The 21,678-nt window shown below is 60.7% G+C and carries 23 protein-coding genes; 9 read left to right on the top strand and 14 right to left on the bottom strand.

Annotated features, from left to right (window positions below):
* Window positions 1–23: 23 nt before the first annotated feature.
* Window positions 24–425 (top strand): DUF4259 domain-containing protein, encoded by a 402-nt coding sequence (locus EHF33_RS05455; RefSeq protein WP_124868598.1) that lies wholly within the window; start codon window positions 24–26, stop codon window positions 423–425.
* A 243-nt stretch (window positions 426–668) separates the two neighbouring features.
* On the opposite strand, the gene EHF33_RS05450 is transcribed toward EHF33_RS05455, so the two are convergent.
* Both EHF33_RS05450 and msrP read right to left on the bottom strand, forming a co-directional pair.
* Window positions 669–1,376 carry a protein-methionine-sulfoxide reductase heme-binding subunit MsrQ gene (locus EHF33_RS05450; RefSeq protein WP_124868596.1) on the bottom strand — a complete coding sequence of 236 codons (708 nt, stop codon included), beginning with the start codon at window positions 1,374–1,376 and terminating at the stop codon, window positions 669–671.
* 4 nt (window positions 1,377–1,380) lie between these two features.
* Entirely contained in the window at window positions 1,381–2,355 is a 975-nt protein-coding gene (gene msrP / locus EHF33_RS05445) for a protein-methionine-sulfoxide reductase catalytic subunit MsrP (RefSeq protein ID WP_124868594.1), read from the bottom strand.
* 271 nt (window positions 2,356–2,626) lie between these two features.
* Between msrP and map the strand changes: the two genes are divergently transcribed.
* Window positions 2,627–3,388, top strand: a complete 762-nt coding sequence (gene map / locus EHF33_RS05440) for a type I methionyl aminopeptidase (RefSeq protein WP_124868592.1) — start codon at window positions 2,627–2,629, stop codon at window positions 3,386–3,388.
* A gap of 13 nt (window positions 3,389–3,401) precedes the next feature.
* Here the strand turns inward: map and EHF33_RS05435 are convergent, their stop codons facing one another.
* The 3 genes from EHF33_RS05435 to EHF33_RS05425 form a co-directional block, all read right to left on the bottom strand.
* Window positions 3,402–4,598, bottom strand: coding sequence for a VanW family protein (locus EHF33_RS05435; RefSeq protein ID WP_241191275.1), 1,197 nt, complete (start codon window positions 4,596–4,598; stop codon window positions 3,402–3,404).
* Between the two features lie 92 nt (window positions 4,599–4,690).
* Entirely contained in the window at window positions 4,691–5,179 is a 489-nt protein-coding gene (locus EHF33_RS05430; RefSeq protein ID WP_124868590.1) for a fasciclin domain-containing protein, read from the bottom strand.
* Window positions 5,180–5,493: 314 nt separating this feature from the next.
* Entirely contained in the window at window positions 5,494–7,017 is a 1,524-nt protein-coding gene (locus EHF33_RS05425) for a glycine--tRNA ligase (RefSeq protein ID WP_124868588.1), read from the bottom strand.
* Between the two features lie 361 nt (window positions 7,018–7,378).
* Here EHF33_RS05425 and EHF33_RS05420 point away from each other — a divergent pair, with 361 nt between their 5' ends.
* From EHF33_RS05420 to EHF33_RS05410, 3 genes are all read left to right on the top strand, one after another.
* Window positions 7,379–7,894: a DUF4174 domain-containing protein gene (locus EHF33_RS05420; RefSeq protein WP_241191274.1), complete on the top strand. Its 516-nt coding sequence runs from the start codon at window positions 7,379–7,381 to the stop codon at window positions 7,892–7,894.
* Between the two features lie 52 nt (window positions 7,895–7,946).
* A complete protein-coding gene (locus EHF33_RS05415) occupies window positions 7,947–8,705 on the top strand; it encodes a hypothetical protein (protein ID WP_124868586.1) in 759 nt (252 codons plus the stop codon).
* Between the two features lie 91 nt (window positions 8,706–8,796).
* Entirely contained in the window at window positions 8,797–9,549 is a 753-nt protein-coding gene (locus EHF33_RS05410) for a MerR family transcriptional regulator (RefSeq protein ID WP_164473413.1), read from the top strand.
* Window positions 9,550–9,627: 78 nt separating this feature from the next.
* Here EHF33_RS05410 and EHF33_RS05405 read toward each other — a convergent pair whose 3' ends face one another.
* The 4 genes from EHF33_RS05405 to EHF33_RS05390 all read right to left on the bottom strand — a co-directional run bounded on the left by EHF33_RS05405 (window position 9,628) and on the right by EHF33_RS05390 (window position 12,689).
* Complete coding sequence (locus EHF33_RS05405) at window positions 9,628–10,440, bottom strand: metal ABC transporter permease (protein ID WP_124868582.1); 813 nt, start codon at window positions 10,438–10,440, stop codon at window positions 9,628–9,630.
* A gap of 9 nt (window positions 10,441–10,449) precedes the next feature.
* Window positions 10,450–11,238, bottom strand: coding sequence for a metal ABC transporter ATP-binding protein (locus tag EHF33_RS05400; protein WP_124868580.1), 789 nt, complete (start codon window positions 11,236–11,238; stop codon window positions 10,450–10,452).
* A gap of 81 nt (window positions 11,239–11,319) precedes the next feature.
* On the bottom strand, window positions 11,320–12,201 hold the full coding sequence (locus EHF33_RS05395) for a metal ABC transporter solute-binding protein, Zn/Mn family (protein WP_338135033.1): 882 nt from the start codon (window positions 12,199–12,201) through the stop codon (window positions 11,320–11,322).
* A gap of 77 nt (window positions 12,202–12,278) precedes the next feature.
* Window positions 12,279–12,689: a Fur family transcriptional regulator gene (locus EHF33_RS05390; protein WP_124868576.1), complete on the bottom strand. Its 411-nt coding sequence runs from the start codon at window positions 12,687–12,689 to the stop codon at window positions 12,279–12,281.
* Between the two features lie 85 nt (window positions 12,690–12,774).
* On the opposite strand from EHF33_RS05390, the gene EHF33_RS05385 reads away from it, so the two are divergent.
* Complete coding sequence (locus EHF33_RS05385; RefSeq protein WP_164473412.1) at window positions 12,775–13,434, top strand: MliC family protein; 660 nt, start codon at window positions 12,775–12,777, stop codon at window positions 13,432–13,434.
* Between the two features lie 346 nt (window positions 13,435–13,780).
* The gene (gene dnaG, locus EHF33_RS05380; protein WP_241191273.1) at window positions 13,781–15,511 is read left to right on the top strand and encodes a DNA primase; all 1,731 of its coding nucleotides are present in this window, start codon (window positions 13,781–13,783) and stop codon (window positions 15,509–15,511) included.
* Between the two features lie 37 nt (window positions 15,512–15,548).
* On the opposite strand, the gene EHF33_RS05375 is transcribed toward dnaG, so the two are convergent.
* Entirely contained in the window at window positions 15,549–16,376 is an 828-nt protein-coding gene (locus EHF33_RS05375; protein ID WP_124868570.1) for a DMT family transporter, read from the bottom strand.
* A gap of 138 nt (window positions 16,377–16,514) precedes the next feature.
* Here EHF33_RS05375 and EHF33_RS05370 point away from each other — a divergent pair, with 138 nt between their 5' ends.
* Both EHF33_RS05370 and EHF33_RS05365 read left to right on the top strand, forming a co-directional pair.
* Window positions 16,515–17,207, top strand: coding sequence for a histidine phosphatase family protein (locus EHF33_RS05370; RefSeq protein ID WP_124868568.1), 693 nt, complete (start codon window positions 16,515–16,517; stop codon window positions 17,205–17,207).
* Between the two features lie 57 nt (window positions 17,208–17,264).
* Window positions 17,265–18,245 (top strand): NADPH:quinone oxidoreductase family protein, encoded by a 981-nt coding sequence (locus tag EHF33_RS05365; protein WP_124868566.1) that lies wholly within the window; start codon window positions 17,265–17,267, stop codon window positions 18,243–18,245.
* Between the two features lie 24 nt (window positions 18,246–18,269).
* Here the strand turns inward: EHF33_RS05365 and EHF33_RS05360 are convergent, their stop codons facing one another.
* The 4 genes from EHF33_RS05360 to EHF33_RS05345 all read right to left on the bottom strand — a co-directional run bounded on the left by EHF33_RS05360 (window position 18,270) and on the right by EHF33_RS05345 (window position 21,668).
* Complete coding sequence (locus tag EHF33_RS05360) at window positions 18,270–18,608, bottom strand: hypothetical protein (RefSeq protein WP_164473411.1); 339 nt, start codon at window positions 18,606–18,608, stop codon at window positions 18,270–18,272.
* A 146-nt stretch (window positions 18,609–18,754) separates the two neighbouring features.
* The gene (serS, locus tag EHF33_RS05355; RefSeq protein WP_124868562.1) at window positions 18,755–20,020 is read right to left on the bottom strand and encodes a serine--tRNA ligase; all 1,266 of its coding nucleotides are present in this window, start codon (window positions 20,018–20,020) and stop codon (window positions 18,755–18,757) included.
* Between the two features lie 53 nt (window positions 20,021–20,073).
* Window positions 20,074–20,364 (bottom strand): Asp-tRNA(Asn)/Glu-tRNA(Gln) amidotransferase subunit GatC, encoded by a 291-nt coding sequence (gatC, locus tag EHF33_RS05350; protein WP_124868560.1) that lies wholly within the window; start codon window positions 20,362–20,364, stop codon window positions 20,074–20,076.
* Window positions 20,365–20,399: 35 nt separating this feature from the next.
* The gene (locus EHF33_RS05345) at window positions 20,400–21,668 is read right to left on the bottom strand and encodes an aspartate aminotransferase type Ic (RefSeq protein WP_124868558.1); all 1,269 of its coding nucleotides are present in this window, start codon (window positions 21,666–21,668) and stop codon (window positions 20,400–20,402) included.
* Window positions 21,669–21,678 lie beyond the last annotated feature (10 nt).

The raw sequence follows: 21,678 nt of genomic DNA, 5'->3' as shown, positions 1-21,678 counted from the left end.
GCGACTTGCGTTAACCTTACCGCATGAACACTTGGGGAACTGCCGCCTTCGACAACGACGCGGCCAAAATGTTTATCGGGGAAGTTTTGGAAGACGGCACGTTTGCGCTTCAGGAAGCTTACGAAGTCGTTCTCGACCCCGACACCGACTTCGTGGCCGAGGAAGAAGGTGCGAGGGCCGTCGCCGCCGCCGAGACTCTGGCCGCCCACCTCAGCGGCGACACGGCCACCATCTTCGACGCTGCTCTGCGCGACTGGCTTTCGGGCTTGCAGACCGGTGAGCTAGAGCCGATGCGCGAGCTGGCCGGTGAAGCGCTGGGCCGTGTGGCTGGCCCCGACTCGGATTTGTCGGAATTCTGGACGAACACCGAAGGGGGCGAAGTTTGGTTTGGAAACGTGGCGCGGCTGCGGGAAGTGCTGGGGTAATACGGATTCCGGTTGAACAGTTATGCAATAACTGCGAAACCCGACCAGCGGTCAGGCCCGAGAGGTGCCGCTCTGACCAAGACAGCGGGAGTAGGAAAAAGTACGTATTCCAGAATGGAGTTAGCTTTCGGTGTTTTTTCGAAAGATAACGGAATGGCCGGAATACGTATAAGGGGCCCGTGGGAACATCAACAACAAAAGTGGCGCAAGCTTTCGCCCACGCCGCCTACCCGAACTTCAGTTTCAGGGTGTCGCCGTTTTCCCCGCGCCGCCGGCTTTCTTCTTACTCCTGAAGTCCTTGAAAATGACCCGAAGCGCCAGCAGCATGGCCGCCACCAAGCCGTAAATCAGCGGCTCGGTGTGGTCTTTCTTGACGCCCCACCAGTAATGCACCACCCCCAGTGCCACCACGAAATACACCAGTTTGTGCAGCGTCGTCCAGCGGGCAAAGCCGAGCTTCTTGACTGAATCCTTGAAACTGGTCAGTGCCAGGGGAATCAGCAGCAGCCACGCCGCAAAGCCCACCGTGATAAAGGGTCGCTTCAATACGTCGTCCACGACGGTGGCGATGCCAAAACTGCCATTGAGAATGCCCTTGTCCACCAGATACACCAGCACGTGTAAAGTGGCGTACAAAAAGGCCAGCAGCCCCAGCGCTTTGCGGACGCGGGCGGGCCATGTCCAGCCGGTGACGAGCCTTAGCGGAGTGGCAGCCAGCGAGAGAATCAGCAGCACCAGCGAGAGCACGCCGGTTTGCAGTTGTAAGCGCTGCACCGGATTGGCTCCCAGCGCTCCGGTCTGGGCGTCCCAGAGCATCACTGCCATCGGCACCAGGCCGCCCACCACGATACCGGGGCCGAGGCCGCCGAATTTACTGACTTTGCGGCGTGGCACGGGTCTGGCCGCAGTGGCCGCGCCGGAATTGGTGGGGGAGGGAGTGGCTTTTGACATGACGCTAGAAGTTCTTCTTCAAGTCGAGGCCCGAATACAGCGAGGCGACTTGATCGGCGTAGCCGTTAAACGGCAGGGTGGGGCGGCGGCCCAGTTCACCGATGCGGCGCTCGGTGGCCTGACTCCAGCGTGGGTGATCCACTTTGGGATTGACGTTGGCGTAAAAGCCGTACTCGTCGGGCGCGGCGATGCTCCAGGTGGTTTTGGGCTGCTTTTCGGTGAGGGTAATCCGCACGACAGACTTGATGCTTTTGAAGCCGTATTTCCACGGCACCACCAGCCGCAGCGGAGCGCCGTTTTGACCGGGCAAGGCCCGACCGTTCAGGCCCACCGCCATAAACGCCAGCGGGTTGAGGGCTTCGTCAATCCGCAAAGCTTCCACGTAAGGCCAGGTCAGCACGCTGGAGCGCTGGCCCGGAAACTGCTTGGTGTCGAGCAGTGAAGTGAACTGCACATACTTGGCTTTGCCAGTAGGATCCATCCGGCGAATCAGGCCAGCCAGCGGAAAGCCCAACCAAGGCATCACCATTGACCAGCCTTCCACGCAGCGCATCCGGTAAATCCGGTCTTCCAAGGGAAACCACGACTGCAAGGTGTCGATGTCTACTGTCTGCGCTTTCTTGACTTCGCCGTCGAGTTTGACGGTCCAGGGGCGGGTCTTAAGGCTGGCGGCCATGCGGGCGGGGTCGGCTTTGTCGGTGCCGAACTCGTAGAAGTTGTTGTAGGTAGTGGCCTGCTCGTAAGGCGTCACCGCGTCTTTGGTGTCGTACGGCCCCAGCGGGCGCTTGGCCTGGCCGATCAAATCAGGCAACGCCTGAGCTTCCGCGCCGGGCTTGCGGCTGAGAAGTTCCAAGCCGCCGCCGAGGGCCGCTACCGTGCCGGTAAACAGGCCAGCGCTGCGCAGAAATTCGCGGCGGGGATTGGGGGTCTTTTCGCTCTCAGCGCTTTTGGGGGTCTGTTCGGGGGGCAATTTGGTCATGATCTCTCCTCGTTCGGTCTAGCCAGTGGGTCAAGCGCTCTTCTCTAGATATACGCAGTCCGTAGTGGCTTTGGATTTACTTTGCGGCTGTACTCCTATTCTGGGTTACTGCTCCGGCTCTTACGCTCGTCTTTCCGAGTCTAAACTCACGCGGCACCGTGCACGTTTGCAAGCCTTACGGTTGATTCGGTAACTTTGGCGGTTGCCAAGCCCAAATCAAAGGTGAAGAGGGCCGCGCCGAGCCTTGGGGAGCGTGCTAACTTGATCCGTTATGAGCAAAGTTGCCCTCAAATCCGCCCGCGAAATAGAACTGATGCGCCGCGCGGGGGCGCTCGTCGCGGAGACGTTCCGAGTATTGGAGCCTTACGTGGTGCCGGGTGCCAGCCTCCAAGACCTCGACAAGATGGCTGAGGACTTCATCCGGTCACATGGAGCTATACCGGCGTATGTCGGCTACGGCCCGCGCAACAATCCGTTTCCCGGTACCATCTGCGCTTCAGTCAACGAGGTGATCTGTCACGGGATTCCCACGCCGCGCAAGCTGCGAGAGGGCGACATCATCGGCGTTGATATCGGCGTCAAGATGAATGGAGTCTACGGCGACGCCTGCTACACCTACACGGTGGGCGCGGTGGCCCCCAATGTTCAAAAGCTGGTGGACGCCACCAGAGCCAGCCTCAGCGCGGCGCTGGAAGTGGTCAAGCCCGGCGCACGGCTCGGCGACATCGGCGCGATGATTCAGGCCACCGCCGAGCCGCGCGGCTTCTCGGTGGTGCGCGAGTACACCGGCCACGGCGTCGGCTACCGACTGCATGAAGACCCCACCGTGCCGCATGTGGGCCGCGCCGGAACCGGTATGAAAATCAGCGCCGGAATGGTGTTTACCATCGAGCCGATGATCAATATGGGCCGCCCCGAAACCAAACTGCTGGCCGACGGCTGGACAGTGGTGACGGCAGACGGTAAGCCCAGCGCTCAATTCGAACACACCTTGGTGGTCACGCCGACCGGCTACGACGTGCTAACACTCTAAAGCGCTGACCTTCTCAGCGTCTCAGCCGCTTGTCGCTTGGGGAGACGGCGAAGGTGCCGCCCCAAGGCCGGTAAGTGCTTCTGAGGACATCGGTTTGTTCGGCCTTACCTGTGTCTTTACCTATGCGCGTAATCGTCCGTACAATAGCCACCCGTACGCCCGAAGCGGGCAGGTCAACGCGTTCAATCTCACCAGCTTTGAGCTTGGGATCGGCCATGTAGGTTGGGTTGCTGGCCGGTTTGCGGTCGCTCAGCTTGGGCGCGGACACCTGCACGCGGCGGTCTGGGGCCGCTCCGAAGAAATCAAAGCGCAGCGTCTGGGCCTTGAGATCCCAGCTCGCCTGAATCAGCAGCGGGGCGGCGGTGTCGTTGCGAAAACGCAGATTCTTGGACGGAGCATAGACGGTGGCTTCAAACCCCGGTGGATCGTAATAAGCGACTTGGTGCGAGTGGGCGTGCCGCTCCACCAGAGGCAGACCCGCCAAATATGCCGCCCGAAAGAGGGTGGTGCTGATCTGGCACACGCCGCCGCCGTCTTCCAGCGCCAGACTGCCGCCGGAAATGATGTAGCCGGGCACAAAGCCGCTGGCCGATGAAATGTTGCCCAGCTTGGCATTGAAGTTGAAAACAGCGCCTCGCTCCAGCCAACTGCCATTGAGTTTGGCACTGCCCACCCGGATATTGTGAACGCGGAAGTCGGGGCTGCCCACAAAGCTGGAGGTGCCTGTCACCACATGCGCCACCACTCCGCGCTCTTGCAGCACCCTCACACTGCGCGGGGGAGCTTGAAGGGTCAGTGAGACGGGCACGTTTGATTGCCGCTGCTGAGCCGCTTTTTGAAGAGCTCTTTGGGTCGCTGTGCGCTCCACTTGCCAGCCGGTCTGGCCTTGCGCCGCCCACTTGCCGCCCACCTGTTGGAAAAAGGCATTTTTGGGCGTGCGGGTTTCGATCTGCCGGTAGACCTTCTTGAGGGCTGCGCTGGACAATTCGCCTTTTCGCAGAGCCGCCACCTGCTCGGCACTGAGGCGCAGTTCAAAGGCGCGGTTCACCAGGGGCCGCGTAACTTGACCACCCACCAGCAGCGGTTCGGGAGCGGTGACTTGGAGTTGAAAAATCTGCCCAGACTGTCCCGCGCTCGGAGCGCTCAGCGCCAAGCTCAAGCCGAACACGCCGAGCGCGGTGAGTGGCCAGGCGGCGAATGGTTTTTTCACATGTTTTCCTCTGCGGGTGGCTCAACCTCAACGAAAAGCGGGAAAAGCAGAGGCGATTTCGCCCCCCTTCTCCCGCAAGTATGTTGCCCGTCTTACTTGGGCAGCAACACCGTATCGATGACGTGAATCACGCCGTTGCTGGCCATGATGTCGGTCTTGGTCACGGTGGCGTCGTTGACCATCACCGTGCCGCCGTTCACCATGATCTTGAGGCTGGATCCTTCAGCGGTGGGTGCACTGGTCATTTTAATCACTTGCGAGGCCATCACGCGGCCTGGCACGACGTGATAGAGCAGCACGGCCTTGAGCTTGGCCGGATCGTTGAGCAGGGCATTGAGCTGATCGGCGGGCACTTTGGCGAAAGCCGCGTTGGTCGGCGCGAACACCGTGAACGGCCCGCCGGTGCTGAGCGTCTGGGTCAAGCCCGCCGCCTGTACCGCCGCCAGCAGCGTGCTGAAGTTGGGATCGTTGGCCACGATGCCAGCAATGCTGTTTCGGGGCGGCATTCCCGCGCCGCCGCCAGCGAGAGCGGAAGGAATCAGCAGCAGGGCAGACGTCAGTAGTGCAGTTCTTTTCAACATGAGAAACTCCTTTGATGTAAAAGCGGCGTCTCGTTGCCGAAGCTGGCTAAGTCATAGATATAGGCCAAACAAACGACGACTTGACGTAAGAAGAACCTCTGGCTCTCCGATGGAACTTCTCTTTGGCTTTTACTGGCCCGAGCTTAATAAACTAGGCCCGACTCCTAAGTACGCCGCCATACAATGAGTCCGTTGTGAACAGAGGCTGAAGAGGATTATTGTGGGTAGAAAATAAAAAATCTCCCCAAATTATAAGGGGAGAAGTAGAGTTTAACGTTTTTTGTTAGAGTGAAGTCGCCGGTTTGTCTATCGACTTATTTCAGCTTAGCCTGAATCCATCCTGCCAGCTCACTGATCTTGAGCCGTTCTTGCTGCAAGGTGTCGCGGTCACGCACGGTTACGGTGTCTTTCAAACTGATATCTGAATCCTCATTGCTTTGGCCCAGAGTATCGAAGTCCACGGTGATGCAGTACGGCGTGCCGACTTCATCGTGGCGGCGGTAAGCCTTGCCGATGTTGCCGCTGTCTTCAAGAAGAATCCGGCCCAGGCCCAATTTCTGGAGATCGTTTTTAATTTGGCGGGCCAGTTCGACCAATTCGGGTTTGTTGCGGGCCAATGGAATGACGGCCACTTTAATCGGTGCGAGGTGCGGCTTGAACTTCAGCACGATGCGTTCATTGCCGTTCTCAAGCGTTTCTTTGGTGAACGCCTCGCTCAGAACTGCCAAGAGCGCACGGTCAACACCTGCCGACGGCTCAATCACAAACGGCACAACGGGTTTGTTGGTTTCTGGGTGTGGAATGGTCAATTTGGCAATAGAATCGTTGTTCTCAGAGACGCTGGCCACCAAATTCAGTTCGGCCTGTGATTTGGTGTGGCTGCCTAAATCGTAATCGGAGCGATTGGCAATGCCTTCAATCTCTTCGTGGCCCAACGTCGGGTAATCGTACATCAAGTCATAAGTGCGCTTGGAGTAGTGGGCCAGGTCTTCTTTAGGCACGTCCAGAATCTCAATTTTGCTGCGCGGAACACCCTGCGCTTCCCACCAACTCAGGCGTTTTTCGAGCCAATGGGCGTGCCAGTCTTCATCGGTGCCGGGGGTACAAAAGAATTCAATCTCCATTTGTTCGAGTTCGCGCACCCGAAAGATAAAGTTGCGCGGCGTGATTTCGTTTCTGAAGGCCTTACCGATCTGGGCAATGCCGAACGGCAAGCGGCGCGAGGTGGAGTCCACCACGTTTTTGAAGTTGGTAAAAATGCCCTGTGCGGTTTCGGGGCGCAGGTAGCCGTAGCTTTCCTCGTCGGCCACCGGCCCGATGGTGGTTTTGAACATCATGTTAAAGGGCTTGGGTTCCGTCCAGTCGCCCACCTCGCCAGAAAAAGCGTCGCGCACGCCTGATGTGCGCAGGGCTTCGCTGGCCTTGGCGGGTTCGGCGTTCAGTGCGGCGACCAATGCGGGGAAGTTCTCGGGGTCTACGCCCATGTGCGCGGCGACCTTTGCCTGCACTTCGGCTTTCTGGTCTTTGACGAGGTGGTCGAGGCGGTAGCGCTTGTTGTTCTTTTTGTTGTCGACCATCGGGTCGCTAAAAGTGGCTTCGTGGCCGGAGTGGCGCAGCACCAAGCGGTGCATGATGATGCTGGAATCCAGGCCCTCCATGTCATCGCGTTCGTAGACGTTGCTTCTCCACCACGCCGCTTTGATGTTGTTCTTGAGTTCCACGCCGAGCGGGCCGTAATCGTAAAAGCCTTGCAGGCCGCCATAGATTTCCGAGCCTTGAAAAATAAAGCCCCGGCGTTTGCACAAGCTGACCAGTTCTTCCATTGAGGTTGCGGGCATACGTTCTCCTTTTTGAACTGAGTGTTAGTAAGCCAAAACAGCGCCCCCAGACGGCGGCAGCTTGGGCCTGTCTCCGTCTGGGGGCGCAAGTTGGGTCTGCGCGGTTCCACCCCAGTTCCCTGCGGAGTCCTCGTGAACGGACTCGCCTAGGCAAGCCACTCTTCCTCAGGGCACTTCATTGAAGTTGTCGGGCTTGGTGTGCCCGCGCTCCCCGCCTGCCTTTCGTACCGCGCTTGCCCGCCTGACTTTCACCGTCTCAGGCTCGCTCTTGGGTCAAGTTTCCCGGCCTACTCTTGGCGGATCAACGCTAAGGGGTAGTTTGACGCAGACGGGCGGGGGGGTCAAGGGGCGGCGCTGGAGCGTGAACCAAAATCACACTGTAAGGCGGCTGACGGGCGGCGCGGCTTGGGAGCGGCAGGCTTGGGAAATGGACATCTTGAAGGCGGTGGCGCTGAGTGTTGCGGCGTCCGGTGCAGCGGCGGCAGCGCCCGCTTTCGTGCTGCAAGACGCGGCGGGCCAGCTCTGGGCGCTCAAAGACCATCTCGGCCGCGAGCGCTTGTTGATCGTATCGCAGCCGTCTGCGGCGTATTTGGCTGAAGTTCGGCGGCAAAATGTGGCGCTTCAAGTCCGTGATCTGCGGGTGGTGGCGCTGCTGACCTCAGGTGACGCCCGCTTGAACGGCCCACAGGCGTTGACCCTGACGCTGCTGGCCGACCTCACCGGCACAGTCGCCCAGCAGTACGGCCCCGATGCCCTGATCGGTAAAGACGGCGGCGTCAAAGCCCGTTACGCTGCGCCGCCCGCCCTCAAAACGGTGCTGGCTTTGGTGGACACCATGCCGATGCGTCAGCAGGAGCGGCGGCTGCGGGGGAGATAAGAGCGGTTTGCCGTGTGCGCGAAAGGCAACGCGGTGGATTTAAGCTGAGCAGATGCGTTTTGAATTTGTGCCGATCCTGCCCATCTTGCGCTGGGTGTACCGGATTCCACTTGGCCCGGAGCGGTTTCAGGCGTACCTGAGCGCGGTGGTGGCCGGTGCCCAAAACGCAGTAGAGGTCGCTTTACCGCCGCTGGTGAGTGCCAATCCGGTAGCGAGGGAAGCAGTTCTGGCGGTGCTGGAAGAATGGCTGGCCCTCGGCGCGGAAGATGCGGCCCGCGCAGAACTGGTCGTTGCCAACGCCCGCTTTGAGGCCATACCTTTCCCTCGGTCTGTCAAAGTTGGGCTGGCTTTGCTCGACGATCTGGGCGGCGGCTGGACGAACCGTGTCATCAACGACGCGGCGCGGTTTGAAGTGGGCCGCACGCTTGCCAAAACGGGTTGGCTGAGCATCCAAATGTGGGCCAGCGACGCGCCGAATCTGACGACCTTGCGCCGCCTCGTTGCCGAAGCTGCCCACCGCGCCGTCTACGTTGCCCAGCACGGCGACCCGCTCAACCTGGCCGAGATGCTGCGCCAAGAAGGGAGAGTCGCGGCGGCGGCTGGGCGCACCCTCACCCTTGACCTGAGCGACCTCGCCTACTCCCACGCCGTGCTTGCGCCGCACCTTGCCAGCACCCATCAACCCACCTGTTTGGCCTGCTTTTACGGTGACGCCGCCGCCCGTGAGTGGGGGTATCCGCCGCTGGGCTTGTCTGCTAATGCCGGATTTGAAGTGGGCTTGGCCGAGGCGCTGGACTATGGGCATTCCTAATACGAAGCTAAGCCATGTGGCCTACTTGCACCGGACGTAACGGCAGGTTTTAGGCTTGTTTTGGGAGGAGATTCTGTTACGAGATAAGCAAGTGCAACTCAAAATCGGTGAACTCGCCAAGGCCACAGGGCTGACCATCCGGACGCTGCGCCACTATGACGCGGTGGGTTTACTCTCGCCCAGCCAGCGCACCGAGAGTGAGCACCGCTTGTACTCCCAGACTGACTTTGCCCGCTTGCTTCAAATTCAAAGTCTCAAGGCCTTGGGGCTGAGTTTGGCTGATATTCGGGTGATCTTGGATGATCCGGCGCAGAAAGCAGATTCGCGGACGCCGCAACTCATTATCGAGCGCCATATCCGCTTCATGGAGCGGCAACTCAGCGAACAGACCCGCTTGCTGGGGCGGTTGAGGCAACTCACCGATTTGCAGCACACGAGCGGCGCACAACTTCTAGAGGTGATTAAAATGACTGAAGACATCAAGCAAAAAGTAGATCAAATGATGGACGTCGCTCGCGGATTGGGCGGTGATAAAGAAGTTCCATTTGACGCCGAGCAGGTGGCCTACATCAAAGAGAGGGCCGAGATCGTTGGCAAGGAGCGCATCGGAGAAGTCGAAAACGCTTGGCCCGAACTGATGAGCTCTGTCTTGGTGGAAATGGAAAAAGGCACCGATCCGAGCGATCCCAAAGTCAAAGCCTTGGCTGAGCATTGGCAAGGTTTGGTGGCCGAGTTCACCGGAGGCCGCCAAGACATCAAGAGCAACCTCAATGCTGCCTATCAGCGTCAGATGCCACCTGAAATGAAAGCGATGTGGGATTACATCGGCAAAGCCATGAAGTAAGATGGCTTGTGGTTCTTCAAAAAGGGGAAGGCCAGCATTTAAATGTGCTGGCCTTCCCCTTTTTACTTTGTTCTCAAGTTACAGGCCTTCTTTTCTCCGAAATGGCAAGGCCAGCAAAAATGTCAAGGTATTGACCAAAACGATAGTCGGCCCCGGCGCGGTGTCTAAAAAGTACGACAGATACAAGCCCAGCGTGCCGCAGAGTGCGCCAATGACGGCGGCGGCCAGCATCATGCCGCGCAAACTGCGCGAACGCAGGCGGGCGGTGGCCGATGAAGTAATCAGCAAGCTGACGCTGAGCGTGGTGCCGACCAGTTGCACCGTCAGGACGACCACCAGGCCGATCAGAATCAGCAGCAAGTTATTCAGCCGACCCACCGGCAGGCCCACCGCCCGCGCTTCGGTGGGGTCAAAGCTGACCAGCAGCAGTTCTTTTTGAATGAAGGTCAGCACGCCTCCCACCACTAAGGTGGCAATCAGGGTGCTCCACAAGTCGCTGGCCGTGACGCCCAGCGGGTTGCCGATCAGGAAATTGGCGAGATCGTTGGTGTACGTTGGCGCACGCGAGAGCATCACCAAGCCCAGCGCGAACATGCCCACAAACACGATCCCGATGGCGCTGTCTTGTTTGAGGCCGCTTCTGCGCCCGACCGCGCCAATGCCCAGCGCCGTGATGATGGCGGCGGCGAGTGCGCCCAGCAGCAAGTTGCCCCGCAGCAAAAACGCGCCCACGATGCCCGGCAGTACCGCGTGGCTCATGGCGTCGCCGATGTACGACAGCCCGCGCAAGACCACCCAGGTGCCGATCATGGCGCACAGCACGCTGACCAGCGCCACGCCGAGCAGGCCGCGCAAAAAGAAGGCGTAGTGGAAGGGTTCTAGAAAGTCCATCTGAATGGCTTAGGCGTGGGCATGGGTGTGTCCCAGATGACTGCTGCTGAAGGTCGCTTCCACATTCTGCGGAGTGTAAACCACTTCGGGCCTGCCCTGCGCCACCACCCGGCGGTTGACCAGCACCAGGTGATCGCAGGCGGCGGCAGCGGCCTCCAAATCGTGCGTGACCATCACCACGGCGCGGCCTTCGTCGGCCTGCACCCTCAGCAGCGCCATGATCCGTTCTTGCGTCGCGGCGTCCACGCCGGTCAGCGGCTCGTCAAGCAGCAGCAAACGGGCGTCGCGGGTCAGCATTCTCGCCAGCAAAACCCTTTGGCGCTGCCCGCCCGACAGCGCCCCGATGTGCCGGTCTTTAAGATCGTAGACGCCCGCCTTTTGCAGCGCCTCACTCACCCGCTCGCGGTCGGCGCGGCCCGGCCAGCGGCCCCAGCCCAACCGGGCGGTGCGGCCCATCATGGCGGTGTCCCAGACCGTTACCGGAAAGCCCCAGTCCAGCGTTTGCTGCTGCGGCACGTAAGCGACGGCAGTTTGCGGGCGGCCCAACTCCGGCGCAAAAGTAATGGTGCCCGAACTCGGCGCGGCGAGGCCCACCAGCGCCTTGAGCAGGCTGCTCTTGCCCGCTCCGTTTGGCCCGATGATGGCGGTGAACTCGCCTGCCCGAATGCTCAGGCTGGCGTCTTCGAGGGCGATTTGGGAGCCGTAACTGAGCGTCAGGTGGCTGACCTGAACGAGGGGAGAGCGCGCTTCTGGTTGCTGGTTTGTGACTTGCGGAAAGGGAAGCGGGCCGCTGTTCATCGGCTCAGTTCACCCTCGCTTCTTGGTGGATGGGCAAGGCAAATGCTCCGTTCAGTGTCCGCCCTCTGTCCTCCACAGTACTCACTTCAAAGCCCCCACAATCACCCTGACATTTTGCTTGAACGCCTTCAAATAGGTTTCGCCCGCGCTGCCTTTTGGCCCCAGCGCGTCGGTATACAGCGGCGGGGCAATTTTGACGCCGGTTTCCCCGCTGATGGTCTGGGCCAGGCGCGGATTGACGGTGTTTTCGGTGAAGATGGCCGGTGCGCCGCTCCTGCGGATGCCGTCCACCAGTCCAGCAAGTTCCTTGGCGCTGGGCTGGCGCTCGCTGCTGAGGCCCGGAATGACGTTGCCGACAATTTTGAGGCCATACCGGTCTGCGAGGTAGCCCTGCGAATCGTGGTTGGTCACCAAGATGCGCCTCGCGGCAGGCAAGCTGGCAAACTGCTGCTTGGCGTAAGCGTCCAGCGCGGTGAGTTGCTGCTGGTAAGCGCTCAGGTTTTTGGCGTAGACGGTTTTGCCCGCCGGATCAAGCTGAGTCAGCGTGGCGGCGATCAATTTGACAAACTGCTCCACGTTCGCCGGATTCCACCACATATGCGGGTCAGTCCCGCCGTCGGCTTGCCGCAACTTGACGCCGCTGGCTTTGGCGAGTTCGACCACCTTCACTCCGCTGGCCGCGCCGCGCAGTTTGGGCAGCCACTGTTCCAAGCCCGCTCCGCTGACAAACAGGGTTTTACTGCTGCTCAGTGCGGCGATGTCGCGGGTACTGGGCTGGTACTCGTGCGGGTCGGCGTTGGCCGGAATCAGGGTGTTGATGCTGAGCCGATCGCCGCCGATGGCCCCCACCCAATCGGCGACCAAGGTATTGCTGGCGCTGACTTGCAGGGGCGCAGCCTGAGCGCCACTGAACAGCGTCACCGCCAAACCAGAAGTCAAAAGAGTCGAGCGGAGGTTTATCACTCGCAAATGATAATCCATTATCAAATAATTGGCAAGCACATTCCCGCCTTCTTTTCCATCGGGCTGCCGACCACCTGCTAAAGGCTGTTCTTGGCGCACTCTGGGCAAACACCGTAGAGCGTCACTTCATGCGCTTCCACCACGAAGCCGCCGGGGTAGATCGTGCCTGCGGGCAAGGCGACGGGGCAGGTGTGCAGGGTAAAGACCCGCTGACAGGCCCGGCACGAAAAATGGTGGTGGTGGCCGCGCCCGCTGGCTTCATACAGGTTTTCGCCGTCCAGCGTGACCATGTGCGCCGCGCCCTGTTCTTGCAGCAGCTTAAGGGTACGGTACACAGTGGCGACGCCGAGTTTGGGCAGCTCGCCGAGCGCCCGGCGGTGCAGCTCCGGCACGTCCAGCGGGCCTTCGGCGGCCTGCAGCAAGCGGCCAATCACCTCGCGTTGACGGGTACCACGCGGGGGGAGGGAGGAAGCGGGCGCGGCACTCATGAACTTCAGCGTAGCAAATTGGCAAGCGGGAATTGAGAGAGGGTTCTCAGAGGGTGGCGGGGAAACTCGGGCTACACTCTGCTCAATGAAGCGCGTACTTCTGGCCGTTTTGGGATTGTGTTCAAGCTGGGCGGTGGCCGGCGGAGGGGGACAGCCGCCGGCACCTCACGCTTCCCCGCGCACCGTGCCGGTCTTGATCTTCAACTTCACGCCGGGTAACGAGACCACCAACGGCCCCTTTCTGTGCGCGGACGGTCAGGCTGTTTTCGCACAAGTCCTTCCCGACGCCCTGCGCCTGACCCGGCGCGGTGAGGTCTTTGTCTTGCCCAAACTCACCAAGCCCGACCAGTACGGCCAAGACGGCGTTTCGTGGGTCAAAACGGGGCAGGACTCGGCAGAGCTGACGCTGGGACGCACCCAGCCGGTTGGGTGCCGTGCGCCGCAGTCGGGTGCCGAGTTGGCCCAGCGCTTCAAAGCGGGCGCGGCTCAGCTGTATCGGTGCGCGGGAGAGAGCGAGCTATGGGTGATTCCCTTCCGGAATGACATGCTGAAGATGGTGGTCGTGGTCAGCCAAAGTCACAGCGGTCAAGCGCCCGTGACCACCACCCTGCTGCCGCAGGTGCGCTCGGCCAGCGGGATCAAGTACCAGAGCAGCCAGTGGACTTGGCTGACCAACGGGCGAGAAGGCCGGCTGGAGTGGCAAGGCAAAGTGGCCGCTCAGCAGTGCCAGACCGAGATCAAGTGAGCCGCATTCCCGCGAGCGCTTGCAAAAAATTTCACATTTTGATGAAGATGGGCTTGGGCCGCGCTGGCTGGGCTTCCAGCAAAAAAAGCCCCACCAGCACAGCGTTTTCCCGCTCTTTACTGTTTGGCCGCGCTGGAGTAAACTAACGTTCTAACGGCCTCCAAGCAGCTCCATTCGCGGGTACTTGTCTTGAGGCAGTGTTGGTCAATCGCCGCTTGAACGTGACGGCGCTGGACACCCGGTCTGGCGCTGGCTTGTTTTGGCGCGGGCACAACCAAAAGCCAAAAGGAGGTGAGGAAACATCGGAACCAAAGAAGAAGTCCGCGAGCGGCTGAGCATCGCCGAAGTGGTGGGTCAGTATGTCAGCCTCACCCCTGCCGGGAAGGGAAGATTGAAAGGCCTATGCCCCTTTCACAATGAAAAGACTCCCAGTTTTCAAGTCGACACCGAGCAAGGCTATTATTACTGCTTTGGGTGTAAAGCGGGCGGCGACCTCTTTTCATTCGTGCAGCGTACTGAGAACCTGAGCTTTGGTGACGCGCTCCGCAAACTGGCCGAGCAAGCCGGCGTCACCGTCGAAACGCGTTACGGCGAAAAGTCCAGCCGCGATATTTATGAAGTCAACGCCTTTGCGCTCGAATACTTCCGCAACTCGCTAAGCGGAGTGGGCCTAGATTACTTTCACGCACGCGGCCTGACCGAAGAAACCATCGCCAAATTTGAACTTGGTTACGCCCCCGACGGCTGGGACGGTCTGCTGAGCCTTGCCAAGAGTCGCGGCCTGAATGAGCGGCAACTGCTGGAAGCGGGCCTGCTGTCGGAAAATACCCAGACCGGACGGGTTTACGACCGCTTCCGGGGGCGGGTGATGTTTCCGATTCGCGACCATCTCAGCCGCTTGGTGGGCTTTGGCGGGCGGGTGCTGGGCGACGAAAAGCCCAAGTACCTCAACACGCCGGAAACTGAAGCCTTCAAAAAAGGTGAACTGCTCTACGGCCTCAACTTTGCCCGCAGCGCCGCGCAGAATGCCAGTCCGGACGGCGGCGGCGAACTGATCGTGGTGGAAGGCTACATGGACGTGATCGCGCTGCACCAAGCTGGATTCGAAACGGCGGCAGCGACGCTGGGCACGGCACTCACCGCTGATCACGCCACCTTGCTGGCCCGACTCGACGTTCAAAAACTGGCCCTGATGTTTGACCGCGATGAAGCGGGCCTCAAAGCCACGTTGTCGGGTCTCGATCAGGTGGTGGGCAGCAAACTGAGGGTGCGGGCCACCCGCGTACCCAGTGGCAAAGACCCTGCCGACGCGGTGATGGCTGGAGAGTTGCACGCCATCCGGCAGGCGCTGGCCAGCGGCCTGGACGAAGTGCACTACCGGGTGGAAGCGGCTATTCAGAAGTACGGCGTGAGCACCACTGAGGGCAAACGCCGAATTTTGATGGAACTCTTGCCGAGAATGCAAAACCTCGATCCGTTCGATGAAAGCGCCAAGGAGATGCGGCGGCTGGCCTGCGACCCGCTGGGCCTCAAGCCTGAAGCTTTAAACGACTGGATTGCCAACAAAGCCAAGCGCAAAACCCTGACCGATACCCACTTGGCGGGCATGTCCAGCCAGCACAGCGGCGATCACGAGCTGGCCTTGCTTCGCCAGATTTTGCTGGCCCCGGCGCTGCTTGCCAAGCTGGACGGGCAGACGCCCTGGCAAAACGAAACCGTCAAAAAAGTCATGCTGGCCGCACGCGGAGCCAAGAGCAGCGAGGAGATTTTGGAGGTCTTCAGGGGCCAGCCCGAGGAGCAGCTGCTGATCCGCCTGCTGTTTGAAGGCCGCGACCCACGCTCACACAGCCGCGCCAACGCCGAGCAGTTTGAGCAAAAAGTGGGCGCGTACGCCGCCGCCGCCGTGGACGATATTCAGTCGGGCCTGAGCATCGACTCGCTGCGAACCGAAAAAGACTTGCTGGCGCGGCAGATGGCGAGCGCTTCCCCCGAAGAAAAGCGGGCGCTGCTGACTCAGATTTCAGAGTTGCAGCGGGCCATCGAAGCGGAAAAACGGGTGCGGCGGATGCAGGCCTGAGAGAATAGGCAGGTTGTGGGGCAACATTACTGCTCCCTTAACCACTCGTCAGCAGCGCCGCGCCGGTCAGCGCCAGCGCCACGCCGCCCCACTGGGCAGGCCGCAGCTTTTCTTTGAGCACTGCGACGGCCAGCAAGGTGGTAAACGCCGGATACAGACTGGTCAGCAGCGCTCCAATCGCCAGTCCGCCGCCCTGCACCGCCAGCAGATAAAACACATTGCCGAGCGTGTCGCCGGGAGCCGAAGCCAATAAGAGGCCAAGTTTTTGGGAACGCAGGCCCACGGTCAGGGCGGTCAGCGGCACGATCACCAGACTGCTGGCCACGCGGGCGGCGCTCAGCGTCCAAAGAGCGCCTGCCGAGTCGTGGGCCTGACCGAGCATGACAAAGTAAAAGCCGAAGCCCACCCCAGCCAGTAAGCCCAGCAGCACGCCGCTGCTTGCCTTGCTCCCGGTTTGCGGCGTAAAACTCAGCAGCGCGGTGCCGAGCAGCACGCACAGCGCTCCTGCCCAGCCCCAAATGCCCAGCAGTTCGCCGCCCGCGACACCCACCGCCACCGGCACCGCCGCCGAGAGTGCGCCCGCGCCCACCGACACCGCGCCTATTGGCCCCAGCGCCAGCGCTTTGTAAAACGCCAGCACTGCTCCCAAACCCACCACGCCCGCTGCCGCTCCCCACCACAAGTCCGCTGCGGGCGGCAGCGGTTGGCGCAGCAGCACAGCCAAAGTCAGCAAGATCAGCGCCGCTGGGGGGTGGGTGAGCGCGGCGACCCGGAACGGCGAATTGTAGCGGCTGGCGACGCCCGCCAAGAAATCGCCCACGCCGTAGCTGAGCGCGGAGAGGAGGCCGAGGAGAGCAGGATTCATGCTGGGCAGTGTAGAGCAGTGTGCTGGACTACGGGTGGTAAGCCTTGCAGGGGCTGGCCTTCAAACTTTTCCCCGAAGCTGCCCGCCGCAGGCCCCCTTCCCTTTGACCTATCAGACAGGCTAAAGTACCCAAACCCCATGAGCCAACTGCTGCTGATCCGTCACGGGCAGGCCACCCCCTTTGAGGCCGACACTGACCGCTTAAGCGAGTTGGGCGAGCGGCAGGCCCGCCAGATCGGCAAGGCGCTGCACGCCGAACACCTCGGCGTTACCCACCTGATCCACGGCCCGTTGGTCAGGCAACGCCGCACAGCGCTGCTGGCCGCTGAGGGCCTGAATTGGCCGACGCCACAAGAAGATGACCGCCTGGCCGAGTACGACGGCGACGGCCTGCTGCGATGGCTTGCGCCGCTGCTGGCTGAGCGTGACGCCGAGTTTGCGGAGCGCGTCCAGAAGTTTGAGCGCGAGAAGAACGGCCCGCAGCGCAACAAGTACCTGCAAGCCGTGTTCGAGCCGCTGACGGACGCTTACCTGCGCGGTGAATTGCAACACCCGGAAGTCGAAAGCTGGGCCGAATTTGGTGCGCGGGTGCAATCGGCCATGCGCGACGTGCTGCGGCTCCCAGGCGCAACCGTACTGGTGTTTACCTCTGGCGGCGTGATCGGCAGTGTGGTGGCGGGCGTGCTCAAGGCCCCGCCTGAAACGGCGCTGGCGCTCAACTGGCGCATTAAAAACGGCTCGATCACCCGCTTGACTTACGGCGGCGGGCGGGTCAGCTTAGACAGCTTCAACGAAACGGCGCATCTGGGCGAGTTACAGAGTTGGCGGTAAGCGCCGCAGAATCTGCTCTCATCACAGGCCATACCTCACATCCAAAGGAGCCACACCATGCAAGCCTTCCAATGTACCCACCTCGGCCCACCTGACGAACTTGAACTCAACACCTTGCCCGACCCCACACCCGCTGCGGGTGAGGTCATCATCGAAGTCCACGCCGCCCCGCTCAACTTCCCTGATGTGCTGATGATTGAAGGCAAATACCAGATGCGCCCCGAGTTGCCCTTCACCCCCGGCGCGGAAGTGGCCGGAATCGTTACGGCGGTGGGGGAGGGCGTGACGCACCTCAAGGTCGGTGACCGGGTGGCCTCGTTCGTGCAACTCGGCGGCTTTGCCCAGCAGGCCGTAGCGCCCGCCAACGCCACCTTTCCGCTGCCCAACGGTGTGGACTTTGCCGAAGGTGCGGCGCTGCCGCTGGCTTACGGCACCTCGGCCCACGCGCTGCTTGACCGTGCTGAACTCAAAGCGGGTCAGACTTTACTCGTGCTGGGCGCGGCGGGCGGGGTGGGCCTCGCGGCGGTGCAAATTGGCAAGGCGCTCGGAGCGCGGGTCATCGCGGCGGCTTCCACCGACGAAAAGCTGGAACTCTGCCGCCAAAATGGAGCCGACGACACCATCAACTACTCCACGCAGGACTTGCGCTCAGCCCTCAAGGAGCTGACCGGCGGCAAAGGCCCAGACGTGATTTACGACCCCGTGGGCGGCAAACTGGCCGAGCCAGCCTTCCGGTCTATCGCTTGGGGCGGCAAATACCTGGTGGTGGGCTTTGCCGAGGGTGAGATTCCTGCGTTGCCACTCAACCTGGCGCTGCTCAAAGGCGCGTCTATCGTCGGCGTGTTCTGGGGCGAATTTGCCAAGCGCGACCCCAAAAAGAACCTCGCCAATCTGCACCAACTGCTGACGTGGATGGGCGAGGGCAAAGTCAAGCCGTATATCTCGGCCCGCTACGCGCTGGCGGATGTGCCGCAGGCACTCAAGGACATGGCCGGGCGCAAAGTGACGGGCAAAGCGGTGATTGAGCCGCAGCGGTGAGGCTGGCTTACGCTTAGCTTACTGTTACCGGTAACCCAGCCAAACGCCTGCCCACATTCCTGCACCGCACCGCGCTTTGTAGGGATACTTGGCAGGGGTCGTCCAGTGACTCAGGAGAGCGTTCGGGCCGTCAGGGTCTGCCTGTGCGGCTGCTGCGAAGCAAGCGGATAGACCTGACGTGGCAAAATGCCGTCCACTGAGCGCTTCAAGGAAGGTGCGGGCCAACGTCAGCCGTTCCGCTGTGAGTTTTGGCGAGCCGAACATCAGCCGGGCATTGGTGACGACTCGGCTGTGTGGATGGAGATCAAATTCTGCGAAATCCCCGTTGTTCAAGCTAAATCTTTGGGTAAGGAGACTGGCCATAAATGGGCCTTCACGCTCCAAACGGCAGCCGTTGGTCAAGCAAAATGCACTTTGAGCAGGCGTCTGGACGGTGCCGAGGAGAGCTGGCTCACGGTCAAGTCCTCCCGCTGCTGCCGTACCGAGAAGACTCAAGAGCAAAAAAAGTTTCACCCGATAAACGCCTTCCCACCCATAAACGGCTGCAAGGCCGCCGGAATCCGAATGCGTCCATCAGCCTGTTGGTGGTTCTCTAAAAACGGCACCAGCACACGCGGCACGGCGATTCCGGTGTTGTTCAGCGTGTGGGCAAAGTGCGGTTTGCCGCCCTCACCCTTGTAGCGCAGACCGGTGCGTCGGGCTTGCCAGTCTCCGAGATAGCTGCATGAATGCGTTTCGCGGTAAAGCTGTTCAGACGGCACCCACGCTTCAATGTCGTACATCAGCGCCTTGCCCGCGCCCATGTCGCCGGTACAGTTCTGGACGACGCGGTAAGGCAACTCTAAGGCTTGCAAAATGCCCTCAGCGTTGGCCAGCAAAGTGTCAAACCATTGCAGAGCTTCTTCCTGATCGGCCCTGCAAATCACGTACTGCTCCACTTTGCGGAACTCGTGAACCCGGATCAGTCCGCGCACGTCGCGCCCCGCCGAACCCGCTTCGCTCCTGAAGGCGGCGGAAATGGCGGCAAAGCGGATCGGCAAGTCTTCTTCCGGCAAAATCTCGCCAGCATACAGGCTGTTGACCGGCACTTCGGCGGTTCCGGCCAGCATCAAATCCAGCCCCTCGATTTTGTAGACCTGATCTTCGCCGCCCGGAAAATGCCCGGTCGCCACCAAGGTTTCAGGCCGCACCAGCGCGGTGGTGGACAGCGGCGTAAAGTCTTTATCGGCCAGATAGGTCAGCGCGAACGTCAAAATAGCTTGTTCTAGGAGCGCCGCTTCGCCTTTGAGCAAATAGCTGCGGCTGCCCGAAACGCGGGCCACCCGCTCGGCGTCGGCCCAGTGGTGCTTGTCGAGCAAAGCCACATGGTCAAGCGGGGTGAAGTCGAAAGTGGGCAACTCGCCTTCGCGGCGCAGTTCCACATTGTCCGCGTCGTCCACGCCTTCTGGCACGCCTGCCAGCGGGATATTCGGCACCCGCAGCAGCAACTGCTTGAGGGCATCTTCATGGGCACGCAGAGCGGGTTCCAGTTCTTTGAGTTCCTCGCCGAGCGCTTTGCCTTTTTCAATCAGTGCGGGTTTTTCTTCTTTGGAAACTTTAGGCACCGCTTTGGCATTGGCGTTGCGCTCGGCTTGCAAGGCTTCGACCCGCTGCTTGAGTTCGAGGAGTTCGCGGTCAACTTGCAGCAATTCATCTAAGTCAAGGCCGATTCGTTTGACTTGAATGGCGTGCTTAATAAGGCCGGGGTTATCGCGTATAAATTTGAGATCAAGCATGCAGTTCCTTTGAAGTCAATAAATGGTTGGTGGGTTGTGGAAAAAGTACAAGCTTATTCCGCATCCACTGTGCGCGGCACTTTCACGAAGCCATCCTGCATTGCGGGAGCCAAGTGCTCTAACGCCGAGTGTGGCATCAGTTCAGCGGGCACATCGTCGCGCATCACGTTGACGAGGGCCACCGGGCGCTGCATTTCTTCTACGCCGTCGGTGTTGACGGCCTGAAGCTGCTCGAAGTAGCCCAAAATGGCGCTCAGTTCGCCGCGCATCTGTTCGGCTTCGTCCGCGCCCAACTCCAAGCGGGCAAGGTTCATCAGGTGGCTGAGTTCGGCAGCGTCAATCATGGGCGCTATTGTAGAGGAAAAGCGGGTTGAGCCGTTTAGGCTTGCTGCGCCCGGTATTCTTCGCTCGCCAACTTGATGCACAGCGCCACTGCCTGCATCGCTTCGCGCACCTCGGCAACGGGCGGGCGGCTCGGCGACAAGCGGATATTGCGGTTGTGTGGGTCTTTGCCGCCCGGATAGGTGGCCCCGGCGGGCGTAAGACTGACTCCAGCTTGCTCGGCCAATTCCACCACGCGCTCAGCCACCGGCAGGGCCGTATCGAGGCTGACGAAATAGCCGCCTTTGGGTGATTTCCAAGACGCATACTGGCCGCCCTCACCGAGTTCGGCACTCAGGACGTCATGCACCGCTTGAAATTTGGGCGCGAGCAGGGCGGCGTGGCGGCGCATCAGTCCCTCTACGCCGCCCGGATACTGCTCAAAAAACTTGACGTGACGTAGTTGCTCAACTTTATTCGGCCCGATGCTCTGGGCGTTGAGCAGCTTGCTCAGGTAAGTGATATTGGCTTCGCTGCTGGCCATGAATCCCAGACCCGCGCCCGCCAGGGTAATTTTGCTGGTGGAGGCGAACACCACCGCGCGGTCAGGGTGTCCGGCCTCGGCGCAGAGTTGCACCAAATTGACCGGTAGGTCGCGGTCATCTTCAAACAGGTGGTGAACGCGGTAAGCGTCGTCGGCGAAGATGGTGAAGTCGGGCGCTGCGGCTTTCAGGCCTGCGAGGCGCTGCGCTTTGGCCGCGCTGATGCTTTCGCCGCCGGGGTTGCTATAGGTCGGCACAAACAAGAGGCCCTTGACGAGTTCGTCGCTGACCAGTTTTTCGATGGCGTCCACGTCAGGGCCGTCGTCTTGCATCTCTACCGTCAGCAGCTCGAAGCCCAGCGTTTCCAGCAGCAAAAAGTGGCGATCATAACCCGGCACCGTCACGATCATTTTGGGCTTGCCCTCTAACCTGATCCAGGGCTTGGGGCTCCCCTTCAGGCCGTGCAGCAAAGCGGCGGTCAGCACGAAGCCTTGCAGCTCCAAGCTGGCATTGTTCCAAACGATGGTGTTGGCGGCCTTCACGTCCAGGTACTTGCCAAACAGTTCGCGGGCTTCGGGAAGGCCCTGCACGCCGCCGGGGTAATTGCGGGTATCCAGCTTGCCCGCCATGTACTCACCCTCGCCCAAAATAGTCAGGAGGCCGTTACTGAGGTCAAAATCTGCGTCGCTGGGCTGGCCGCGCTGCATGTTGAGCTTCAAGTTTTTGGCTTTGAGGGCGTCGTACTGTGCTTGCGTAGAGTTGCCTGTGGGGTGAGAAGTGGTCATGCCCTCAGCT

Origin of the sequence: Deinococcus psychrotolerans (assembly GCF_003860465.1) — a bacterium.
Taxonomy (GTDB): domain Bacteria; phylum Deinococcota; class Deinococci; order Deinococcales; family Deinococcaceae; genus Deinococcus; species Deinococcus psychrotolerans.
The sequence above is the reverse complement of the archived record's forward strand: the minus strand, read 5'-3'. Positions and strand labels throughout refer to the sequence as shown.